Origin of the sequence: Aeromonas sp. 600774 (genome assembly GCF_049175075.1) — a bacterium.
Classification (GTDB): Bacteria; Pseudomonadota; Gammaproteobacteria; order Enterobacterales; family Aeromonadaceae; genus Aeromonas; species Aeromonas veronii_A.
On the sequence record NZ_JAAKUJ010000007.1, the window covers coordinates 50089 to 65971 of the forward strand.

At 58.9% G+C, this 15883-nt stretch carries 13 protein-coding genes; 4 read left to right on the plus strand and 9 right to left on the minus strand.

From position 1 onward, the window contains the following. Positions 1–33: 33 nt before the first annotated feature. On the minus strand, positions 34–846 hold the full coding sequence (locus tag G5171_RS09235; RefSeq protein WP_216979026.1) for a MetQ/NlpA family ABC transporter substrate-binding protein: 813 nt from the start codon (positions 844–846) through the stop codon (positions 34–36). A 440-nt stretch (positions 847–1286) separates the two neighbouring features. On the opposite strand from G5171_RS09235, the gene G5171_RS09240 reads away from it, so the two are divergent. The 3 genes from G5171_RS09240 to G5171_RS09250 all read left to right on the plus strand — a co-directional run bounded on the left by G5171_RS09240 (position 1287) and on the right by G5171_RS09250 (position 6445). Further along, positions 1287–3164, plus strand: a complete 1878-nt coding sequence (locus G5171_RS09240) for a S8 family serine peptidase (RefSeq protein ID WP_421213346.1) — start codon at positions 1287–1289, stop codon at positions 3162–3164. A gap of 15 nt (positions 3165–3179) precedes the next feature. After that, complete coding sequence (locus tag G5171_RS09245; protein ID WP_421260118.1) at positions 3180–3641, plus strand: serine protease chaperone; 462 nt, start codon at positions 3180–3182, stop codon at positions 3639–3641. Positions 3642–4063: 422 nt separating this feature from the next. Beyond that, a complete protein-coding gene (locus tag G5171_RS09250; protein ID WP_421260078.1) occupies positions 4064–6445 on the plus strand; it encodes a beta-glucosidase in 2382 nt (793 codons plus the stop codon). A 95-nt stretch (positions 6446–6540) separates the two neighbouring features. Here G5171_RS09250 and G5171_RS09255 read toward each other — a convergent pair whose 3' ends face one another. The 8 genes from G5171_RS09255 to queA form a co-directional block, all read right to left on the minus strand. Continuing rightward, entirely contained in the window at positions 6541–7518 is a 978-nt protein-coding gene (locus G5171_RS09255; RefSeq protein ID WP_216979029.1) for an AraC family transcriptional regulator, read from the minus strand. 599 nt (positions 7519–8117) lie between these two features. Then, complete coding sequence (gene nlpI, locus G5171_RS09260) at positions 8118–9053, minus strand: lipoprotein NlpI (protein WP_005344691.1); 936 nt, start codon at positions 9051–9053, stop codon at positions 8118–8120. A gap of 90 nt (positions 9054–9143) precedes the next feature. After that, positions 9144–9512 carry a rhodanese-like domain-containing protein gene (locus tag G5171_RS09265; protein WP_005344690.1) on the minus strand — a complete coding sequence of 123 codons (369 nt, stop codon included), beginning with the start codon at positions 9510–9512 and terminating at the stop codon, positions 9144–9146. A gap of 83 nt (positions 9513–9595) precedes the next feature. Continuing rightward, positions 9596–10543: a protein translocase subunit SecF gene (secF, locus tag G5171_RS09270; RefSeq protein ID WP_005344682.1), complete on the minus strand. Its 948-nt coding sequence runs from the start codon at positions 10541–10543 to the stop codon at positions 9596–9598. Between the two features lie 10 nt (positions 10544–10553). Continuing rightward, positions 10554–12407, minus strand: a complete 1854-nt coding sequence (gene secD, locus G5171_RS09275) for a protein translocase subunit SecD (RefSeq protein ID WP_421260079.1) — start codon at positions 12405–12407, stop codon at positions 10554–10556. Between the two features lie 18 nt (positions 12408–12425). Continuing rightward, positions 12426–12761 (minus strand): preprotein translocase subunit YajC, encoded by a 336-nt coding sequence (gene yajC / locus G5171_RS09280; protein WP_005337327.1) that lies wholly within the window; start codon positions 12759–12761, stop codon positions 12426–12428. Positions 12762–12812: 51 nt separating this feature from the next. Then, entirely contained in the window at positions 12813–13949 is a 1137-nt protein-coding gene (gene tgt, locus G5171_RS09285; protein ID WP_005337329.1) for a tRNA guanosine(34) transglycosylase Tgt, read from the minus strand. A gap of 74 nt (positions 13950–14023) precedes the next feature. Further along, positions 14024–15076, minus strand: coding sequence for a tRNA preQ1(34) S-adenosylmethionine ribosyltransferase-isomerase QueA (gene queA, locus G5171_RS09290; RefSeq protein ID WP_335828135.1), 1053 nt, complete (start codon positions 15074–15076; stop codon positions 14024–14026). Between the two features lie 230 nt (positions 15077–15306). Here queA and G5171_RS09295 point away from each other — a divergent pair, with 230 nt between their 5' ends. After that, positions 15307–15753, plus strand: a complete 447-nt coding sequence (locus G5171_RS09295) for a CBS domain-containing protein (RefSeq protein ID WP_040066530.1) — start codon at positions 15307–15309, stop codon at positions 15751–15753. Positions 15754–15883 lie beyond the last annotated feature (130 nt).

Sequence of the window (15883 nt, forward strand, 5' to 3'; positions counted from 1 at the left end):
TGCCATATCGTAATCGTTCCACCCTGACCGGCTTTAGCCCCCCCACCCTTGCGGGTACTTGTAGCCGACGAAACGCTTTATCGCATAGTCCTTGAAGGCCGCCGAGTTGTAGGCTGCTGCCACATCTTTGGCAAAGGGCTTGTCCGCATCGGCACTTTTTACCACCACCCAGTTGATAAAGTCGTAGCTACGCTCCAGGAAGAGACCTTCAGTGAACGGGATACCGCTGGAGGCGGCGAAATTGCCGTTTATCACCGCAAAATCCACATCCTCCCGAGCGCGAGGTAGTTGTGCAGCTTCAAGCAGTACCAGCTTGAGGTTGTGCGGATTGCGCACTACATCAAATTCGCTCGCCTTGAGCGGATTGATCCCCTCCTTGAGAGTAAGCCAGCCGAGATCCTGCAGCATCAACAGCGCCCGCGCCTGATTGGTGGGATCGTTGGGGATGGCCACTGTACTCCCCTCTTTCACCTTGTCGAGAGCGACCAGCTTGCCGGAATAGAGCCCCATCGGGCCTGTTGGCACCTGGGTAATAGGTGCCAGCGACAACCCCCGATCCTTGGCAAAGCTTTCAAGATAGGGTTTGTGCTGGAAACAATTCACATCCAGCGACCCGTCGGCCAACGCAATATTGGGGGAGACATAGTCGGTAAACTCCACCAGCTTGACCTTGTACCCCTTGGCCTCCAGCTGTGGCTTGATGGAGTCGGTCACCATGTCGGCAAAATCCCCCACGGTAGTGCCAATCACAATCTCCTGTTTGGCCGGATCGGCTGCCAGGACGATGCCGGCCTGACTGCTTGCCAGCAACAATACGGAACAAAAGCGGAAGGTACCACGCAACATAAAAGACTCCCTGTCTGCAGATTTATCGAGTGATGCCGGATTGTCAGAGTCGAAAATGGAAATCCAGACATCTAAAAGGCCATTTAAAGCAAGCTATCAGAGTCAGCGCCCGGTGCCAAGCAACAAAAACGAGAAAGGTAATAAGCCAGGTGATAAAGAGAAGGGAGCCAAGATGATGCCCACACAGCCGGCGCATCGGACAGTCACGAAAGCAGGTTGCAACCCACGCCAGTTAATTACAGAAAGATCAATAATTGCAAATGATAAATGCTCTCAATAGAGCACACTGAAAGCCTCAATGGAATACCTACCACAAAAAAGATCAGATTTCTTTGAATCTTATCAAACTTATGAAAACGGGCTCTTTTGACTCTTCATTATCCATGTGTAGATTCCATTCGCACCCAGGAAGGTGCCCTATAAGATGGAGTTTAAAAATAATGAAGCAAACATCGTTAGCGCTGACGGTCACAGCGCTGCTGTCGACACTGCCAGTTGCACTCGTTCAGGCAAGTGAAAGTTGTGTCCCGCTCAGCGGTAAGGAGAGCGGGTTGGATACTGGCCGCAGCAGCACGGAACGCTGCCTGCCCGGCATCAACCCGCTGCAGGCTCAGCAGTGGTATCTGCTCAACAGCGGCCAGGATGGCTTCAGTGCCAGGGCAGGAATCGCAGGCAATGACCTCAACCTCTGGTGGGCACACCGTACCGGCGTGCTGGGACAGGGTATAAATATCGCGGTAGTGGATGATGGCTTGGCCATCGGCCACCCGGATTTGGCGGACAACGTGCGTCCGGGTTCAAAAAATGTGGTAACCGGCAGCGATGACCCGACCCCGACCAATCCGGATACCGCCCATGGCACCTCGGTGGCGGGCATTATCGCCGCGGTGGACAACACCATAGGCACCAAGGGGATCGCCCCCCGCGCCCAGTTGCAGGGATTCAATCTGCTTGATGACGAGAGTGAACAGCTGCAGCAGGATTGGCTCTACGCCCTTGGCGACAGCGAGGCCAGCCGCGACAATCGGGTCTTCAACCAGAGCTACGGCATGAGCCTGGTGGATCCCCGTCCGGCCAACGATCTCGATCAGGTGCAACTCGATCGTCTGTTCGAACAACAGACCCTCAAGCGGCAAGGGGCGGCCTATATCAAGGCTGCCGGCAACGGCTTCAACAGAATAGCGGCAGGTGGCTATGTGCTGAACCGCACCGGCAGCGGCCCCAAATTGCCGTTTGAAAACAGCAATATCGACCCCTCGAACAGTAACTTCTGGAACCTGGTAGTAAGTGCGCTCAACGCAGATGGTGTCAGATCCTCCTACTCCAGCGTCGGCAGCAACGTCTTCCTGAGCGCCACCGGTGGCGAATATGGCACCGACTCCCCCGCCATGGTCACCACGGATCTACCCGGTTGCGACATGGGCTACAACCGTACCGATGATCCCAGTAGCAACCGGCTGCACGGCGACCTGCAACTGGATGCCAGCTGTGACTACAACGGTGTGATGAACGGCACCTCTTCGGCGACCCCGAGCACCGCTGGCGCCATGGCGCTGCTAATGTCTGCCTATCCCGATCTGTCGGTGCGGGACCAACGGGATCTGCTGGCACGCAGTGCTACCCGGGTTGATGCTGCGCACCCTCCGGTCATGGTGAGCTACACCAGCAGCACCGGAAAACGCCGTGAGGTCAAGGGACTGGAAGGGTGGGAGCGGAATGCCGCCGGCATGTGGTTCAGTCCCACCTATGGCTTTGGCCTGATCGATGTCAACAAGGCTCTCGCGCTGGCGGCCACTCACCAGCCACTGCCGCCACTGGTTCAGTTGCCATGGCTGAAGGTCAAACCGGTGGATCGCGCCTCCTCTGCCATTGCCGATGTGGGCAATAGCCCGACCAGTTCGACCGCCACAGTCGCAACCCCGCTGACCGTCGAAGCGGTACAGGTCACGGTCAGCCTGGATCACCAGCGTCTGCCCGATCTGCTGATCGAACTGGTTTCCCCCGCCGGTACCCGCAGCATACTGCTGAACCCGTTCAACAGCCTGGTTGGCCAGTCGCTCGATCTGCAAAAAATGGGCTATGTGCGCACCAAGGGCTTGCGTGACATGCGCCTGCTCTCCCACAAGTTTTATGGTGAACCGGCACAAGGAGCCTGGCGACTGGAAGTAACCGACGTTGCCAACGGTAATCGCGAGGTCTCTCTGCTCAGTCTCCAGACCCGTGAGCGCACCACCCTGACCGAGCGCAACAACCGCCAGCCAGGCAAGCTGATCGAGTGGTCCTTGCGGATCCTTGGCCACAACGCCAACCACAGCTAACAAGCGAGGAATTTTATCATGAACAAACCGGTTACCTTACTGCTGGCCAGCCTGTTGGCCCCCCTCGTGCTTAATGCTGTGGCGGCAGAAGCCGTGACTCTGGAGGGCAAGCAGTACCGCACTATAGAGGTAAATGGCCAGACTTACCTCATCCCCGACCATGGCAGCAAGTCGCGAACCCCCCGCAGTCTCGATGGCAAGGAACCGCTGCAGACCCTGCACCGTGGCGATGTGCTGATGCAGGGGGCCGCCAGCCCCGAGCTCACCGTCAGCGGCACCCTGCTGGTGGAAGCCGATGACGACCAGGCCAGCGCACTGGCCAGCCGTCACGGCCTGCGCTTCAAGCAGAGCAGCGGCGGCATCGCCCTGCTGGAAGCCAAGCCGGGTACCGATCTGAACGCCGTCGCCACGGCGCTCAAGCAGGAGGGGGTCAAGGTGCAGATTGAACTCGCCGGGGCCCTCAAACAGCCCAAGTGAGCCGTCCCGGGCCATTGCCCGGGCATATCAGCTGATCTTCGAGGGGGCCGCCGGCCCCCTCGCGTGTTGCCCGCGGTCATCTTCATTGGCCATCAGGCCACCCGTTTTTTCCGCATCTCCCCTGCCCTTCTCCCCTCTTGTCACTTTCAGCCCCTGGTTTGGCACCGCCTTTCGATGCGACCTCGCTCACAACTCGGCACCCTTGCTCCCGCCGGCACATTTCTCGCTCCCCCGGGGCAAGGCGGCCCTCGCCCGGCTTGTTAACCTGCCTGCAGCCAAACGCCGGCCCACGGGCCCGTTCGGCCTTCCTTGCGATATCCAATGGCAGCCGCCAGCAGAGCGGCCCAGCCCGGGCGGATGCCTTCCACCCGGTGTCGATATCTCCTTTTTATTTTTATTCAGACAGTTACGAGGACGTCTTCATGCCTATCACCACAAAATTGAAAGCGGTTTCACTGGGTGTCAGCCTGGCGCTGGCCGGCCTGCTGGTCGGTTGCAACCAGAATGACTCGGATCCCCTGGTCAAGGACGATGCCTATTACCACGACCAGGCCGAGGCCATGGTGGCCAAGCTGACCCTGAGCGAGAAGCTGGACCTGCTCTCCGGCCCCGGTTACGGCAGTGCCAACGGCGCCATCAACGTCAAGCAGGACGTGCCCGGCGTGGCGGGTTACATCAACGGCGTGCTGCGCAGCGCGGACGGCATCGACATTCCGGCCCTCAAACTGGCGGACGGGCCGGCCGGGGTGCGGATCAACGCCAACCGCGACGGTGACAGCGCCAGCTACTACGCTACCGCCTGGCCCATCGGCTCGCTGCTCGCCTCCAGCTGGGACGTCAAGCTGGTCAAGGCCGTCGGCGAAGCCATGGGGGACGAGGTGCGCCAGTACGGGGTCGACATCCTGCTGGCCCCGGGCATGAACATCCAGCGCAACCCCCTCAATGGCCGCAACTTCGAGTACTACTCGGAAGACCCCCTGCTCACCGGCAAAATCGGCGCCGCCATGGTCAACGGGGTGGAGAGCAACGGGGTAGGCACCACCATCAAGCACTACTTCGGCAACAACTCCGAGACCAACCGCAACCAGATCAACGACATCGGCGAACCGAGAACCTTCCGCGAGATCTATCTGCGCGGCTTCCAGATAGCGGTGGACGAGGCCCAGCCCTGGGCGGTGATGACCTCCTACAACAAGGTCAACGGCACCTATGTGAACGAGCGCAAGGATGCGGTGACCGACCTGCTGCGCGGCGAGTGGAAGTTCGACGGCCTGGTGATGTCCGACTGGTTTGCCGGCGACGTGGCCAACAACGCCTACAAGCAGGTGCTGGCGGGACAGGATTTGATCGAGCCGGGCAACGTCAAGGAGCAGTTGCAGCAATCCATCGAGCAGGGCCAGCTCGACGAAGCCAAGGTAAACGAGGCCGCCATCCACATCCTGACCCAGGTAATGAAGAGCCCCTCCTACAACCAGCTGGCCATCAGCAACAGCCCGGACCTGACCGCCCACGCCAAACTGGCCCGTCAGGCCGGTGCCGAGAGCATGGTGCTGCTGCGCAACCACGCCGCGGCCCTGCCGCTGGCGGCAAGCAGCACGCTGGCCAGTTTTGGCATCAACCAGATCAACACCTACAAGGGCGGCACCGGCAGCGGGGATGTGAACGCCGCCAGCACCACCACCATCGCGCAGGGACTGGCGGCACGCTTCCCGGTCAACGAGGCGTTGCAGAGTTACTACCGCGATTTTTACGAGAACAACAAGGTCTATCACGAGGGGCAATTTGGCGCCAAGGGCTACTACACCTGCGCCGAGGCGCCAATCAGCGGCGAGCTGGCGGCCCTGATCGCCAGTGCGGCCGCTACCCAGCAAGCCGCCGTCATCAGCATCGGCCGCCAGGCCGGGGAAGGGGCGGATCGCAGCAGCGGCAAGGGGGACTATCTGCTCGGTGATGACGAGCGCGCCCTCATCGACGCGGTGAGCAGCGCCTTCCACGCCCAGGGCAAGAAGGTGGTGGTGGTGCTCAACGTCAACGGCGTCATCGACACCGCCCAGTGGAGCGACAAGGTGGATGGCATCCTGCTGGCCTACATGGCTGGCCAGGAGACCGGCCACGCGGTGGCGGACGTGCTCTCCGGCGCGGTCAACCCGAGCGGCAAACTGGCCCAGAGCTTCCCTCAAAGCTACGCCAGCGTACCCTCCGCCGGCACCTTCCCGGGTGAGGACACCGACGGAGACGGCGAACCGGACGATCTCTACTACAACGAGGGGATCTACGTGGGCTATCGCTACTACAGCACCTTCGAGCAGACGGTCTCCTACCCGTTCGGCTTCGGTCTCTCCTACACCAGCTTCAGCTACACCAGCCCCGCCATCGCCAGCAATACCCTGGAGAGGGGCAGTGCCGGCAGCCTGGTGCTGACCGCCACCATCACCAACACGGGTGCCGTGGCAGGCAAGGAGGCGGCCCAGGTCTATGTGACCGCCCCCGAGGTCAAGCTGAAGAAACCGCTCATCGAGCTCAAGGCCTTTGCCAAGACGGCGCAGCTGGCACCGGGGGCCAGCGAACAGCTGAGCTTCACCATTCCGGCCAGCATCCTCGCCAGCTTCGATGAAGCCAGCAACCAGTGGATCGTGGAGCCGGGTCGCTACAGCGCCTACATCAGCCCCTCGTCGGATGTCTCCGCCAACACGCCGGTCAGCTTCACGGTGAGCAAGGAGATAGTGGTGAGCAACACCACGCCAGGGGCACTGGCACTGCCGACCGGGGTGGATCCCGCCAGCGTCACCACCGTCACTCGCTAACAGAGGCAGGCACGGCCGGGCTCCCAGCCTGGCCTTGCTCGAACATTGCCCAGCAATGACCCGCCCACGGGACCGGCCTTGCGCCGGTCCCGTTGTTATTGGCGGGCGTTGCGATAGGCCAGCGGCGTCATGCGGGTGTTGGCCTTGAAGAAACGGTTGAAGGCGCTCTGGGACGAGAAGCCGACCCGATCGCTGATGTTCTGCAGCGGTTGATCCCCCTCGCCCAGCAAGCGGCAAGCTTCGTTCACCCTCGCCTCCCTCAGCAGGGTGGAGAAGCTGCTCCCCTCCCCCTGCAATTTGCGATTGAGGGTCCAGCGGCTGACATTCATGGCCGCGCACACCTCCTTGAGCAGGCTCTCGTCGCTCTCCAGCTCCCCTTCCCGGATCTTGTGGCGGATCCGCTCCCCCACCAGATAGGCAAAGGGGGCCCGCTCGGCGATGTCGGCGCAGATCTGCGCCAGCTGGGCCAGCTGCAGATGACCCAGTGGTTCGTTGTAGCAGTGGCTGGGGCAGTCGAGCTGGGCGTTGTCGATGGTCAGGGTGTTTTCCCCCTGCTCCCAGCGGCAGCGGGCTCCAAAGAATTGATCCAGCAGCTGATGGCGCGGTGGCGGCCGCCCCGTGAAGCCCACCGAGACCTGGGGAGCCGCCAGATAGACCCGCAAAATCCGGTAGAGGATGATGAAGTTGGGGATGGCCTGACTCGCCCCCAGGCTGGCAGGCCCCTGATTGACATACAGGTATTGGCTGGCCTGCGCCCCCCGCCGCACCCGCAGCTCGTCACAACTGCCGATGATGGGGCGATAGGCCAACAGCACCTCGAGCGCCGCCCGCGGCGAGGGCTGGTTCAGGCACAGGCTGATGAGGGGTGGATAGTGCTGGTAGAGCTGGCCGATGTCGTAGGAGAGGATGGTTTCGTGAAAACTGGCCAGATAGGGCTGCATCAGTTGCAGCATCCGGTAGTGGCTGTGGGCCGGCAGCCGGCCCTGCTCCCGCTCGATGTCGAACGACGTGAGGCCGCCCGCCATCAGAATGGCATCGGGATCTCCCCCCTGCTGCTGGCAGGCTCCCAGCATTCGTCTGATCACCTGGTTTGATACGCTCTGTGACATCTGCCGTTCTGGCCTCCGTGCTGACAGGAAACTGCTCGTGATCTCCACCTTATCGGCTACTGATCCGCCCCCCATCGCACAGGGTTAGGGGATCAGGGGCCATTATGGGGCGGTCACAGGACGAGCAGATGTAACGGAGTGTAAAAGCACGGGTCAGCACGCATATTTACTCCCTCTCGTCAGACGAGACGATTTAAAAGTGCAGTCCGGCAGGAGTCGAACAAGAGGCGCAGATAGTCAACCAGTCGCCCACCGCGATAGGGAAGCAAATCACCCATATCAGGAGGCATACGACGAGCCGGCCGGGTTTCACACGGCATCGGCCCCATCCATCTGTTGAGCTGCATGGATCAGACGTGCCCGTGCATTATTCAGAAGCGGGCGGCAGAGTTGGAAAAACTGGCGGGGTTGTGTGGATTAGCGACACGCAGCTCACTGTGACATGGAGCCAAGCCACGGGAGTAGGTGTGAAAAAGCAGATAAAAACAATGCCAGTCAGGTTTCACTGACTGGCATTAGCCTCATACCGAGGTTTTCTATCACTGGGTAATCGCCATCTCCATTCAGGAGGGCTGTTCGCCTTTGCTCTGGGCTCCCGGCGGTAAGGGCTTGCGTGCCATCAGCTCCAGTTCGAGCAGAGCATAGCGGTGCTCGATGAAGTCATAGACGTTGTTGGAGAGCGCCAACTTGAAGTAGCTGATGGCTTCCTTGCGGTTGCCTTTGCCCAACTCGAACTTGCCCAGATAGAAATAGGTTTCACACAGGCGCTCGGCCAGCTCCCGGTTATCCTTCACCCCTTTCACCACGTTGCCCATCAGCTGGGACGCGTTGATCTCACCTGTGTAGAGACGCACCAGATCCCAGTTCCAGGCATCGTCATCGTACTTGTTGAGGCGCTCGCGCATCCGGCTCATGGCCGCAGCGGGATTGAGCTTCTGCTCGGCCAGATAGAGCCAGATCACCCGATAGGGGTCTTCCGGCTGAGCTTCGTAGAAACGCTTCATATCGGCCGCAGCCAGCTCGGGACGGTTACCGTAATAGAGGGCAATGCCGCGGTTAAGGTAGGCATAGTCATAATCGGGTGCCAGCTCGAGGGCTGAGTCGAATGCCTCATAGGCTTCGTCGTAGTTCTGCTGCTGTACCAGATAGACACCGATGAAGTTGTAGGCTTCGGCGAAATCCGGCTTCTCCCGCAGGGCCCGGTTGAAATCGAGACGAGCGAGGGAACGCAAGCCGACGCGATCAAACACCACGGCACGTTCATAGAACAACTCGGCCCGTTGCTCCGTGGTCAACTCCATTTCACTCAGCATCTGCCCGAGTCGGGCGAGCGCCAACTCGCTTTGGTAGGAGACCTGCAGGGGGGTCGCCAATACCAGTGAAGCAGGCTGCGCCTTGGGAACCTTAGGGGTGTTGACATGACTGCTACTGCTGCAACCCCACATGGGGAGCAACAACAGGATACCAAGGAGGTATCCAATCCCTTTCCTGACGTTCAATGAACACTCCGACGCTTACGCTTGACCCCGCATATGGTAAAGGTCAGCCGCCACTTTGTCATGTAGCTGAGCCCCTCTCCATCAAATAAATCAGGATTCGACAGGGTATCCGGCCTCCAGCCAGCCGCGAAAACCGCCGTCAACACTGATTACGTTGCGATAACCCATCTGTTGCAAATTGTCGGCCGCCAGTACGGAGCGAAAACCGCCACCACAATAGAGATAGAGTGTGGTCTCGGGATCCGGGAACAGGGTCTCGATATCCCGCTCAATCACTCCACGACCCAGATATTGGGCTCCGGGCAGATGGCCTTTGGCCCACTCGCTCTCTTCCCGCACGTCGATCAGGTGAAACGTGCGCCCTTCATCCTGCCAGCGCTTGATCTGGTGAACATCGGTTTCGGTGATGCGGGAGCGGATCCCGTCAACCAGCGCCAAAAAACGGGGATTGTGTTGCATGGCAAGCTCCTTTTGTTGACATCATCTGCGTCAGCAAACGACACGCAGAGATAAGAAAAGAGCGCCATTAGGCGCTCTTTCTGTTACGGCAGGATCTCCTGCTGATCCGCGCCCTCTTTCTCTACCTGGGTGGGCAGCATGTGCTCGCGCTTGACGCCGAGGAACATGGCAAACGCACTCGCCACATAGATGGAGGAGTAGGTACCGAAAGCCACACCGATCACCATGGCCACGGCAAAACCGTGGATCAGCGCGCCGCCCTTGAGCAGCAGCGCCAGCACCACCACGAAGGTGAGGCCGGAGGTGATGATAGTACGGCTCAGGGTCTCGGTCATGGAGAGATCCAGGATGTAGTCGGTATCCCCTTTACGCACCTTGCGGAAGTTCTCCCGCAAGCGGTCGAACACTACGATGGTATCGTTCAGGGAGTAACCCACCAGGGTCATCAGCGCCGCCAGTACGGTCAAGTCGAACTCGTACTGGAAGTAGGCAAAGACACCCAGGGTGATCACCACGTCATGCACCAGCGAGAGAATGCCGCCCATGGCCAGACGCCATTCAAAGCGCACCGCCACGTAGATCAGGATACAGATGATGGAGGCCAGCATCGCCAGCGCCCCGTCAGTGGCCAGCTCGTCACCGACTGAAGGGCCGACGAATTCGACGCGTTTGAGCACTGCGCCCTCATCGAGCAGCTTGGCCGCCGCAAGCACCTCGTTACCCTGCTGCTCGACCTTGACCCCCTCTTTCGGGGTCAGACGGAACAGCACGTCACGGCTGGAGCCAAAGTGTTGCAGGGTGGCCCCTTCAATCTTCTGCTCTTCCAGAACGTCGTGGATCTTGTCCAGGCTCACCGACTGCTGGAATCCCACCTCGATGGTGGTTCCACCGGTAAAGTCCAGACCCCAGTTCAGCCCCCGATCAAACAGGAAGAACAGGGCTACCACCATCAGCACGGAAGAGAAAACCACACCCGGCTTGGCATAGCGCATAAACGGGATCGGTTTTTCAAAATGTAGAATCTGAAACATCTCTCTATCCTCAGATGGGCAGCTTGTCGATACGCCGTCCACCCCAAGCCAGGTTGATAATGGCACGGGAAACTGTGATGGCAGTAAACATGGAGGCGGTCAGACCAATGCCCAGCGTCAGGGCAAAGCCCTTGATGGCGCCAGTACCGATACCGAACAGGATCACGCAAGTGATCAGCGAGGTCACGTTGGAGTCGGCGATGGTGGAGAATGCCCGATCAAAGCCCAGATGGATGGCTTGCTGAACACCGCGACCGTTGCGGATCTCTTCACGAATACGCTCGTAGATCAGCACGTTGGCATCCACCGCCATCCCCAGCGTCAAGACGATACCGGCGATCCCCGGCAGGGTCATGGTGGCACCCGGGATCATCGACATGATGCCGACAATCAACACCAGGTTCATACAGAGCGCCAGGTTGGCGACCCAGCCGAACGCGCGGTAGTAGATCCCCATGAACAGCACGATCACCAGCATGGCCCAGCCGATGGCTTCCATACCGCTGTCGATGTTCTGTTGACCCAGGCTCGGGCCAATGGTGCGTTCTTCCACGATCTGGATCGGGGCGATCAGGGCACCGGCACGCAGCAGCAGCGCCAGGTTGTGGGCTTCGTTGGCGTTGTCGATACCTGTGATACGGAACTGGCTGCCAAGACGCGACTGGATGGTGGCGACGTTGATCACCTCCTCCTGCTTGCGGAACTTGCGCTTGCCATCCGGACCAGGCTGACCAACCGGCTTGTACTCGATGAAGACAGTCGCCATCCCTTTACCCACGTTGTCCTTGGTAAAGTTGGCCATCTTGTTGCCACCCTGGCCATCCAGCTTGATGTTGACCTGGGGACGGCTGTACTCGTCGAAACCGGACTGGGCACCCACGATGTGGTCACCGGTCAGGATCACCCGCTTGTGCAGTACCACAGGACGACCATTGCGATCGGTATAGACCTTGGAGCTGGGAGGTACTCGCCCTTCCGCGGCAGCCTGAATATCAGCAGCCTCATCCACCATGTGGAACTCCAGGGTAGCGGTCGCCCCCAGGATTTCCTTGGCGCGGGCAGTGTCCTGAATACCGGGCAGTTCAACGACAATGCGCTCGGCGCCTTGCTGTTGTACCAACGGCTCGGCCACACCCAGTTCGTTGACCCGGTTACGGATGATGGTGATGTTCTGCTCCAGGGCGTACTTCTTCACTTCCTTGATCTTGGCTTCGCTCAGACCAGCCAGCAGGATGAACTCATCCCCTTTCTGCTCGGTAGTGAAAGTCAAATCAGGGTTCTGACGACGCAGATGAGAAACGGCGCGTTCCTGATCGGCTTCGTCACGGAAGATCAACTGCACCTGATCACCGACCCGGCGCACGCCGGAGTAACGGATCTTCTGGGTGCGCAGCTCGGCACGGAAATCCTGCACCATCTGCTCTTGCTGCTTGGTCAGTGCTTCGGCCATGTCCACTTCCATCAGGAAGTGCACACCACCGCGCAGGTCAAGACCCAGCTTCAGAGGGGCCGCACCGATGGCTTCGAGCCAGGCGGGAGTGGAAGGTGCCAGGTTGAGTGCGGTAATGAAGTTGTCACCCAGCTTGTTGGCAACAATATCGCGCGCCTTGAGCTGGTCTTCGGTGTTCTTGAAACGGATCAGGATCAGACCGTGCTCGAACGCAGCATGTTTGACCGGGATTTTCGCCTCGTCGAGCGTCTGTGTCACCAGGTCAAGGGTATCTAGCTTGACTTCGGCACCACGGCTGGCAGAAACCTGCAGGGCCGGGTCTTCGCCGTAAAGATTGGGGGCTGCATATAGAAAACCGATGGCGATCACGAAGACCACCATCAGGTATTTCCACAGCGGATAGCGATTCAACACGCTGTGCTCCTTGGGAGATTAAAGGGACTGGATAGAACCCTTGGGCAGAACGGCAGAGACGAAGTCCTTTTTGATGGTGACTTGAGTCTGGTCGTTCAGAGCGATCACCAGGTAATCGCTGTCAGCAGCCACTTTGGCAATCTTGCCAACCAGACCACCGGAAGTGAGCACTTCATCACCCTTGGACAAGGAGCTCATCAGATTGCGATGATCTTTGGCGCGCTTGGCCTGGGGACGATAGATCATGAAGTAGAAGATCAGGCCAAATACGGCCAGCATGATGATCATTTCCATACCACCACCCTGTGCACCCGGTGCTGCGCCTTCTGCATACGCCTTGGAGATAATGCTCATTTAACAACCTCTTATTGATGTAGATTTGAAAAACAAAATTATATGTTGTTGTTATTTAACGTCATTTTCAGCTAACGGAGGCACAGGCTTCCCTTGCCGACGGTAAAACTCAGTTACAAAGTCGTCTAATTTACCCTGCTCGATCGCGTCCCGCAAACCCTGCATCACACGCTGGTAATAACGCAGGTTATGGATCGTATTCAGACGGGCACCGAGGATCTCGTTGCACTTGTCCAGATGGTGCAGGTAGCTGCGGCTGTAGTTCTTGCAGGTGTAGCAATCGCACTCGGCATCCAGGGTGCTGGTGTCGTTGCGGTGCTGAGCGTTGCGGATCTTCACTACGCCATCAGTGGTAAACAGATGACCGTTGCGGGCGTTGCGGGTCGGCATGACGCAGTCGAACATGTCGATACCGCGGCGAACCCCCTCCACCAGATCTTCCGGTTTGCCGACCCCCATCAGGTAGCGTGGCTTGTCGGCCGGAATTTTCGGGCAAACGTGCTCGAGGATGCGGTGCATATCCTCTTTGGGCTCACCCACCGCCAGACCGCCGACCGCATAACCGTCGAAACCGATCTCCAGCAGCCCCTTGAGAGAGACATCCCGTAGATCTTCATAAACTGACCCCTGAATAATGCCGAACAGGGCATTCTTGTTGCCGAGCGCATCAAACTTGTCACGAGAACGCTTACCCCAGCGCAGGGACATCTCCATCGACTTGCGCGCCTCTTCGTAAGTAGCCGGATAGGGCGTGCACTCATCGAAGATCATCACGATGTCGGAGCCCAGATCGTACTGGATCTCCATGGACTTCTCGGGGTCGAGGAAGATCTTCTCGCCATTGATGGGGTGACGGAAGTGGACGCCCGCTTCGGTGATCTTGCGAATATGGCCCAGGCTGAATACCTGGAAACCACCGGAGTCAGTCAGGATCGGCCCCTGCCAGTTCATGAAATCGTGCAGATCACCGTGGGCACGCATCACTTCCTGACCCGGGCGCAGCCAGAGGTGGAAGGTGTTGCCCAGCAGGATCTGGGCACCGGTTTCACGCACTTCTTCAGGGGTCATCCCCTTGACGGTGCCGTAGGTACCGACCGGCATAAAGGCCGGCGTTTGTACCACGCCACGTTCGAAGACCAGTTGACCGCGACGGGCACGGCCGTCGGTGGTTTTCAGTTCAAATTTCATTGCTACCTCGATTCAGTCAGAGAAACAGTCTGACAATAGGAGGGCCGCTCAGGGCCCGGTAAATACGCTGAAGCTTATGCTTCAACCTGGCGACGGGTGACGAACATGGCGTCCCCGTAGCTGAAGAAACGGTACTGCTCGGCCACCGCTGCCTGATAGGCCGCCATCACGTTGTCATAACCGGCAAAGGCACTGACCAGCATGATCAAGGTCGACTCCGGCAGATGGAAGTTGGTGACCATGGCATCGACAATCTGGAACTGGTAGCCAGGGAAGATGAAGATATCGGTGTCACTAAAGAAGGGCGCCAGCGGTTTGCCCTGCGCCAGTGTGACCTTGGCCGCGCTCTCCAGCGAACGCACCGATGTGGTCCCCACCGCAATCACCCGACCACCACGGGCACGGGTGGCCGCGATGGCATCCACCACCTCTTGCGGCACTTCCGCATACTCGGAGTGCATGTGGTGATCTTCAATCTTCTCAACCCGCACCGGCTGGAAGGTCCCCGCCCCTACATGCAGGGTGACGAAGGCCGTTTCAACCCCTTTGGCCCGAATTTTCTCAAGCAGCGGCTCATCAAAGTGCAGACCGGCGGTCGGCGCGGCAACGGCGCCCGGCTTTTGATTGTAAACAGTCTGGTAGCGCTCCTTGTCGGCATCCTCGTCGGGACGGTCGATGTAGGGGGGCAGCGGCATGTGGCCGATGGCTTCCAAAATCTCCAGTACCGGACGCGGGTCGAGGAAGTGGATCTCGAACAAGGCGTCGTGACGGGCGCGCATCTCTGCCTCCACGCCCCCATCCATGATCATCCGGGTGCCCGGCTTGGGTGCCTTGGATGCCCGGACATGAGCCAGCACGCTGTGCTCGTCCAGAATGCGCTCGACCAGTACCTCCAGCTTGCCACCGCTGGCCTTCTGGCCAAACATGCGCGCCGGAATGACGCGGGTGTTGTTGAATACCAGCAGATCGCCCGGATTGAGCTGATCCAGCACATCGACAAATTGACCGTGGCGCAGAGCGCCAGTTTGACCGTCGAGCTGCAACAGGCGGCTGGCGGTACGCTCCGCCATCGGATAGCGGGCAATCAGCTCGTCTGGCAGATCAAAATGAAAATCGGATACTTGCATCTTTCACCTCGGGGGGAATCGGCGGCTAGTCTAGTTATCCCCATCTTCCAAGGCAACCCAAAAGACCAAAAACCCAAGAGAGACAAGGGGTAGCGGGCAATTTTGTGAGCACTAACCGGTTAATGACTCTTTAATGTTTTGTATTGACCCTGATCATGTTTTGCCACCCATGGCTGGGCTAGGGTGGAGACAGGCGGAGAAGAAAAACCAATGCAATCAGGAGGCCTACCATGATGACCATATCCGAGATCATGACAGAACATCCCTTTACCCTGGGGCCGGAGAACAGCGTCAAACAGGCGATGGATCTGATGCAGCAGGAGCGGATCCGCCACATTCCCATCGTTGACGAACACCACCATCTGCAGGGGCTGGTCACCCTCACCGACATCCTGGCCACCCGCGAATCCAAGCTGCTGCTGATAAGCCCGGAGCGGGAGGCGGAATTTACCGACAGCGTCCACCTTGACGAGATCATGACCCGCCAGGTTGCGAGCGTGGATCCCCATGCCGGCATCAAGGAGGCTGCGCTCTACCTGCAGCGCCACCGGTATGGCTGTCTGCCGGTGCTCAAGGGACGCAAGCTCATCGGCATCGTCACCGAGTCAGACTTCATTTCGGTGGCCATCAACCTGCTGGAATTGATGGAGGAGCAGGAGCCCCCAACCGATTTTTGACACAACAATCTGTAATTTAATTACAGAAAAAGCGTTTTCAGCAGTAATAAAGAGCAATAAAGGTGAAAGTGTTTCATTTTGATTGAAAAATTACACCAACCGCTTGCCATGTGATCTTCATCACACTATT

Excerpts from the sequence above, each read along its gene's own strand:
- G5171_RS09240 (WP_421213346.1), top strand. The coding sequence starts at position 1,287 with ATGAAGCAAACATCGTTAGCGCTGACGGTCACAGCGCTGCTGTCGACA.
- tgt (WP_005337329.1), bottom strand. The coding sequence starts at position 13,949 with ATGAAATTTGAACTGAAAACCACCGACGGCCGTGCCCGTCGCGGTCAA.
- G5171_RS09255 (WP_216979029.1), bottom strand. The coding sequence starts at position 7,518 with ATGCTGGGAGCCTGCCAGCAGCAGGGGGGAGATCCCGATGCCATTCTG.
- secF (WP_005344682.1), bottom strand. The coding sequence starts at position 10,543 with ATGTTTCAGATTCTACATTTTGAAAAACCGATCCCGTTTATGCGCTAT.
- G5171_RS09250 (WP_421260078.1), top strand. The coding sequence starts at position 4,064 with ATGCCTATCACCACAAAATTGAAAGCGGTTTCACTGGGTGTCAGCCTG.
- yajC (WP_005337327.1), bottom strand. The coding sequence starts at position 12,761 with ATGAGCATTATCTCCAAGGCGTATGCAGAAGGCGCAGCACCGGGTGCA.
- G5171_RS09295 (WP_040066530.1), top strand. The coding sequence starts at position 15,307 with ATGATGACCATATCCGAGATCATGACAGAACATCCCTTTACCCTGGGG.
- G5171_RS09235 (WP_216979026.1), bottom strand. The coding sequence starts at position 846 with ATGTTGCGTGGTACCTTCCGCTTTTGTTCCGTATTGTTGCTGGCAAGC.
- queA (WP_335828135.1), bottom strand. The coding sequence starts at position 15,076 with ATGCAAGTATCCGATTTTCATTTTGATCTGCCAGACGAGCTGATTGCC.
- G5171_RS09265 (WP_005344690.1), bottom strand. The coding sequence starts at position 9,512 with ATGCAACACAATCCCCGTTTTTTGGCGCTGGTTGACGGGATCCGCTCC.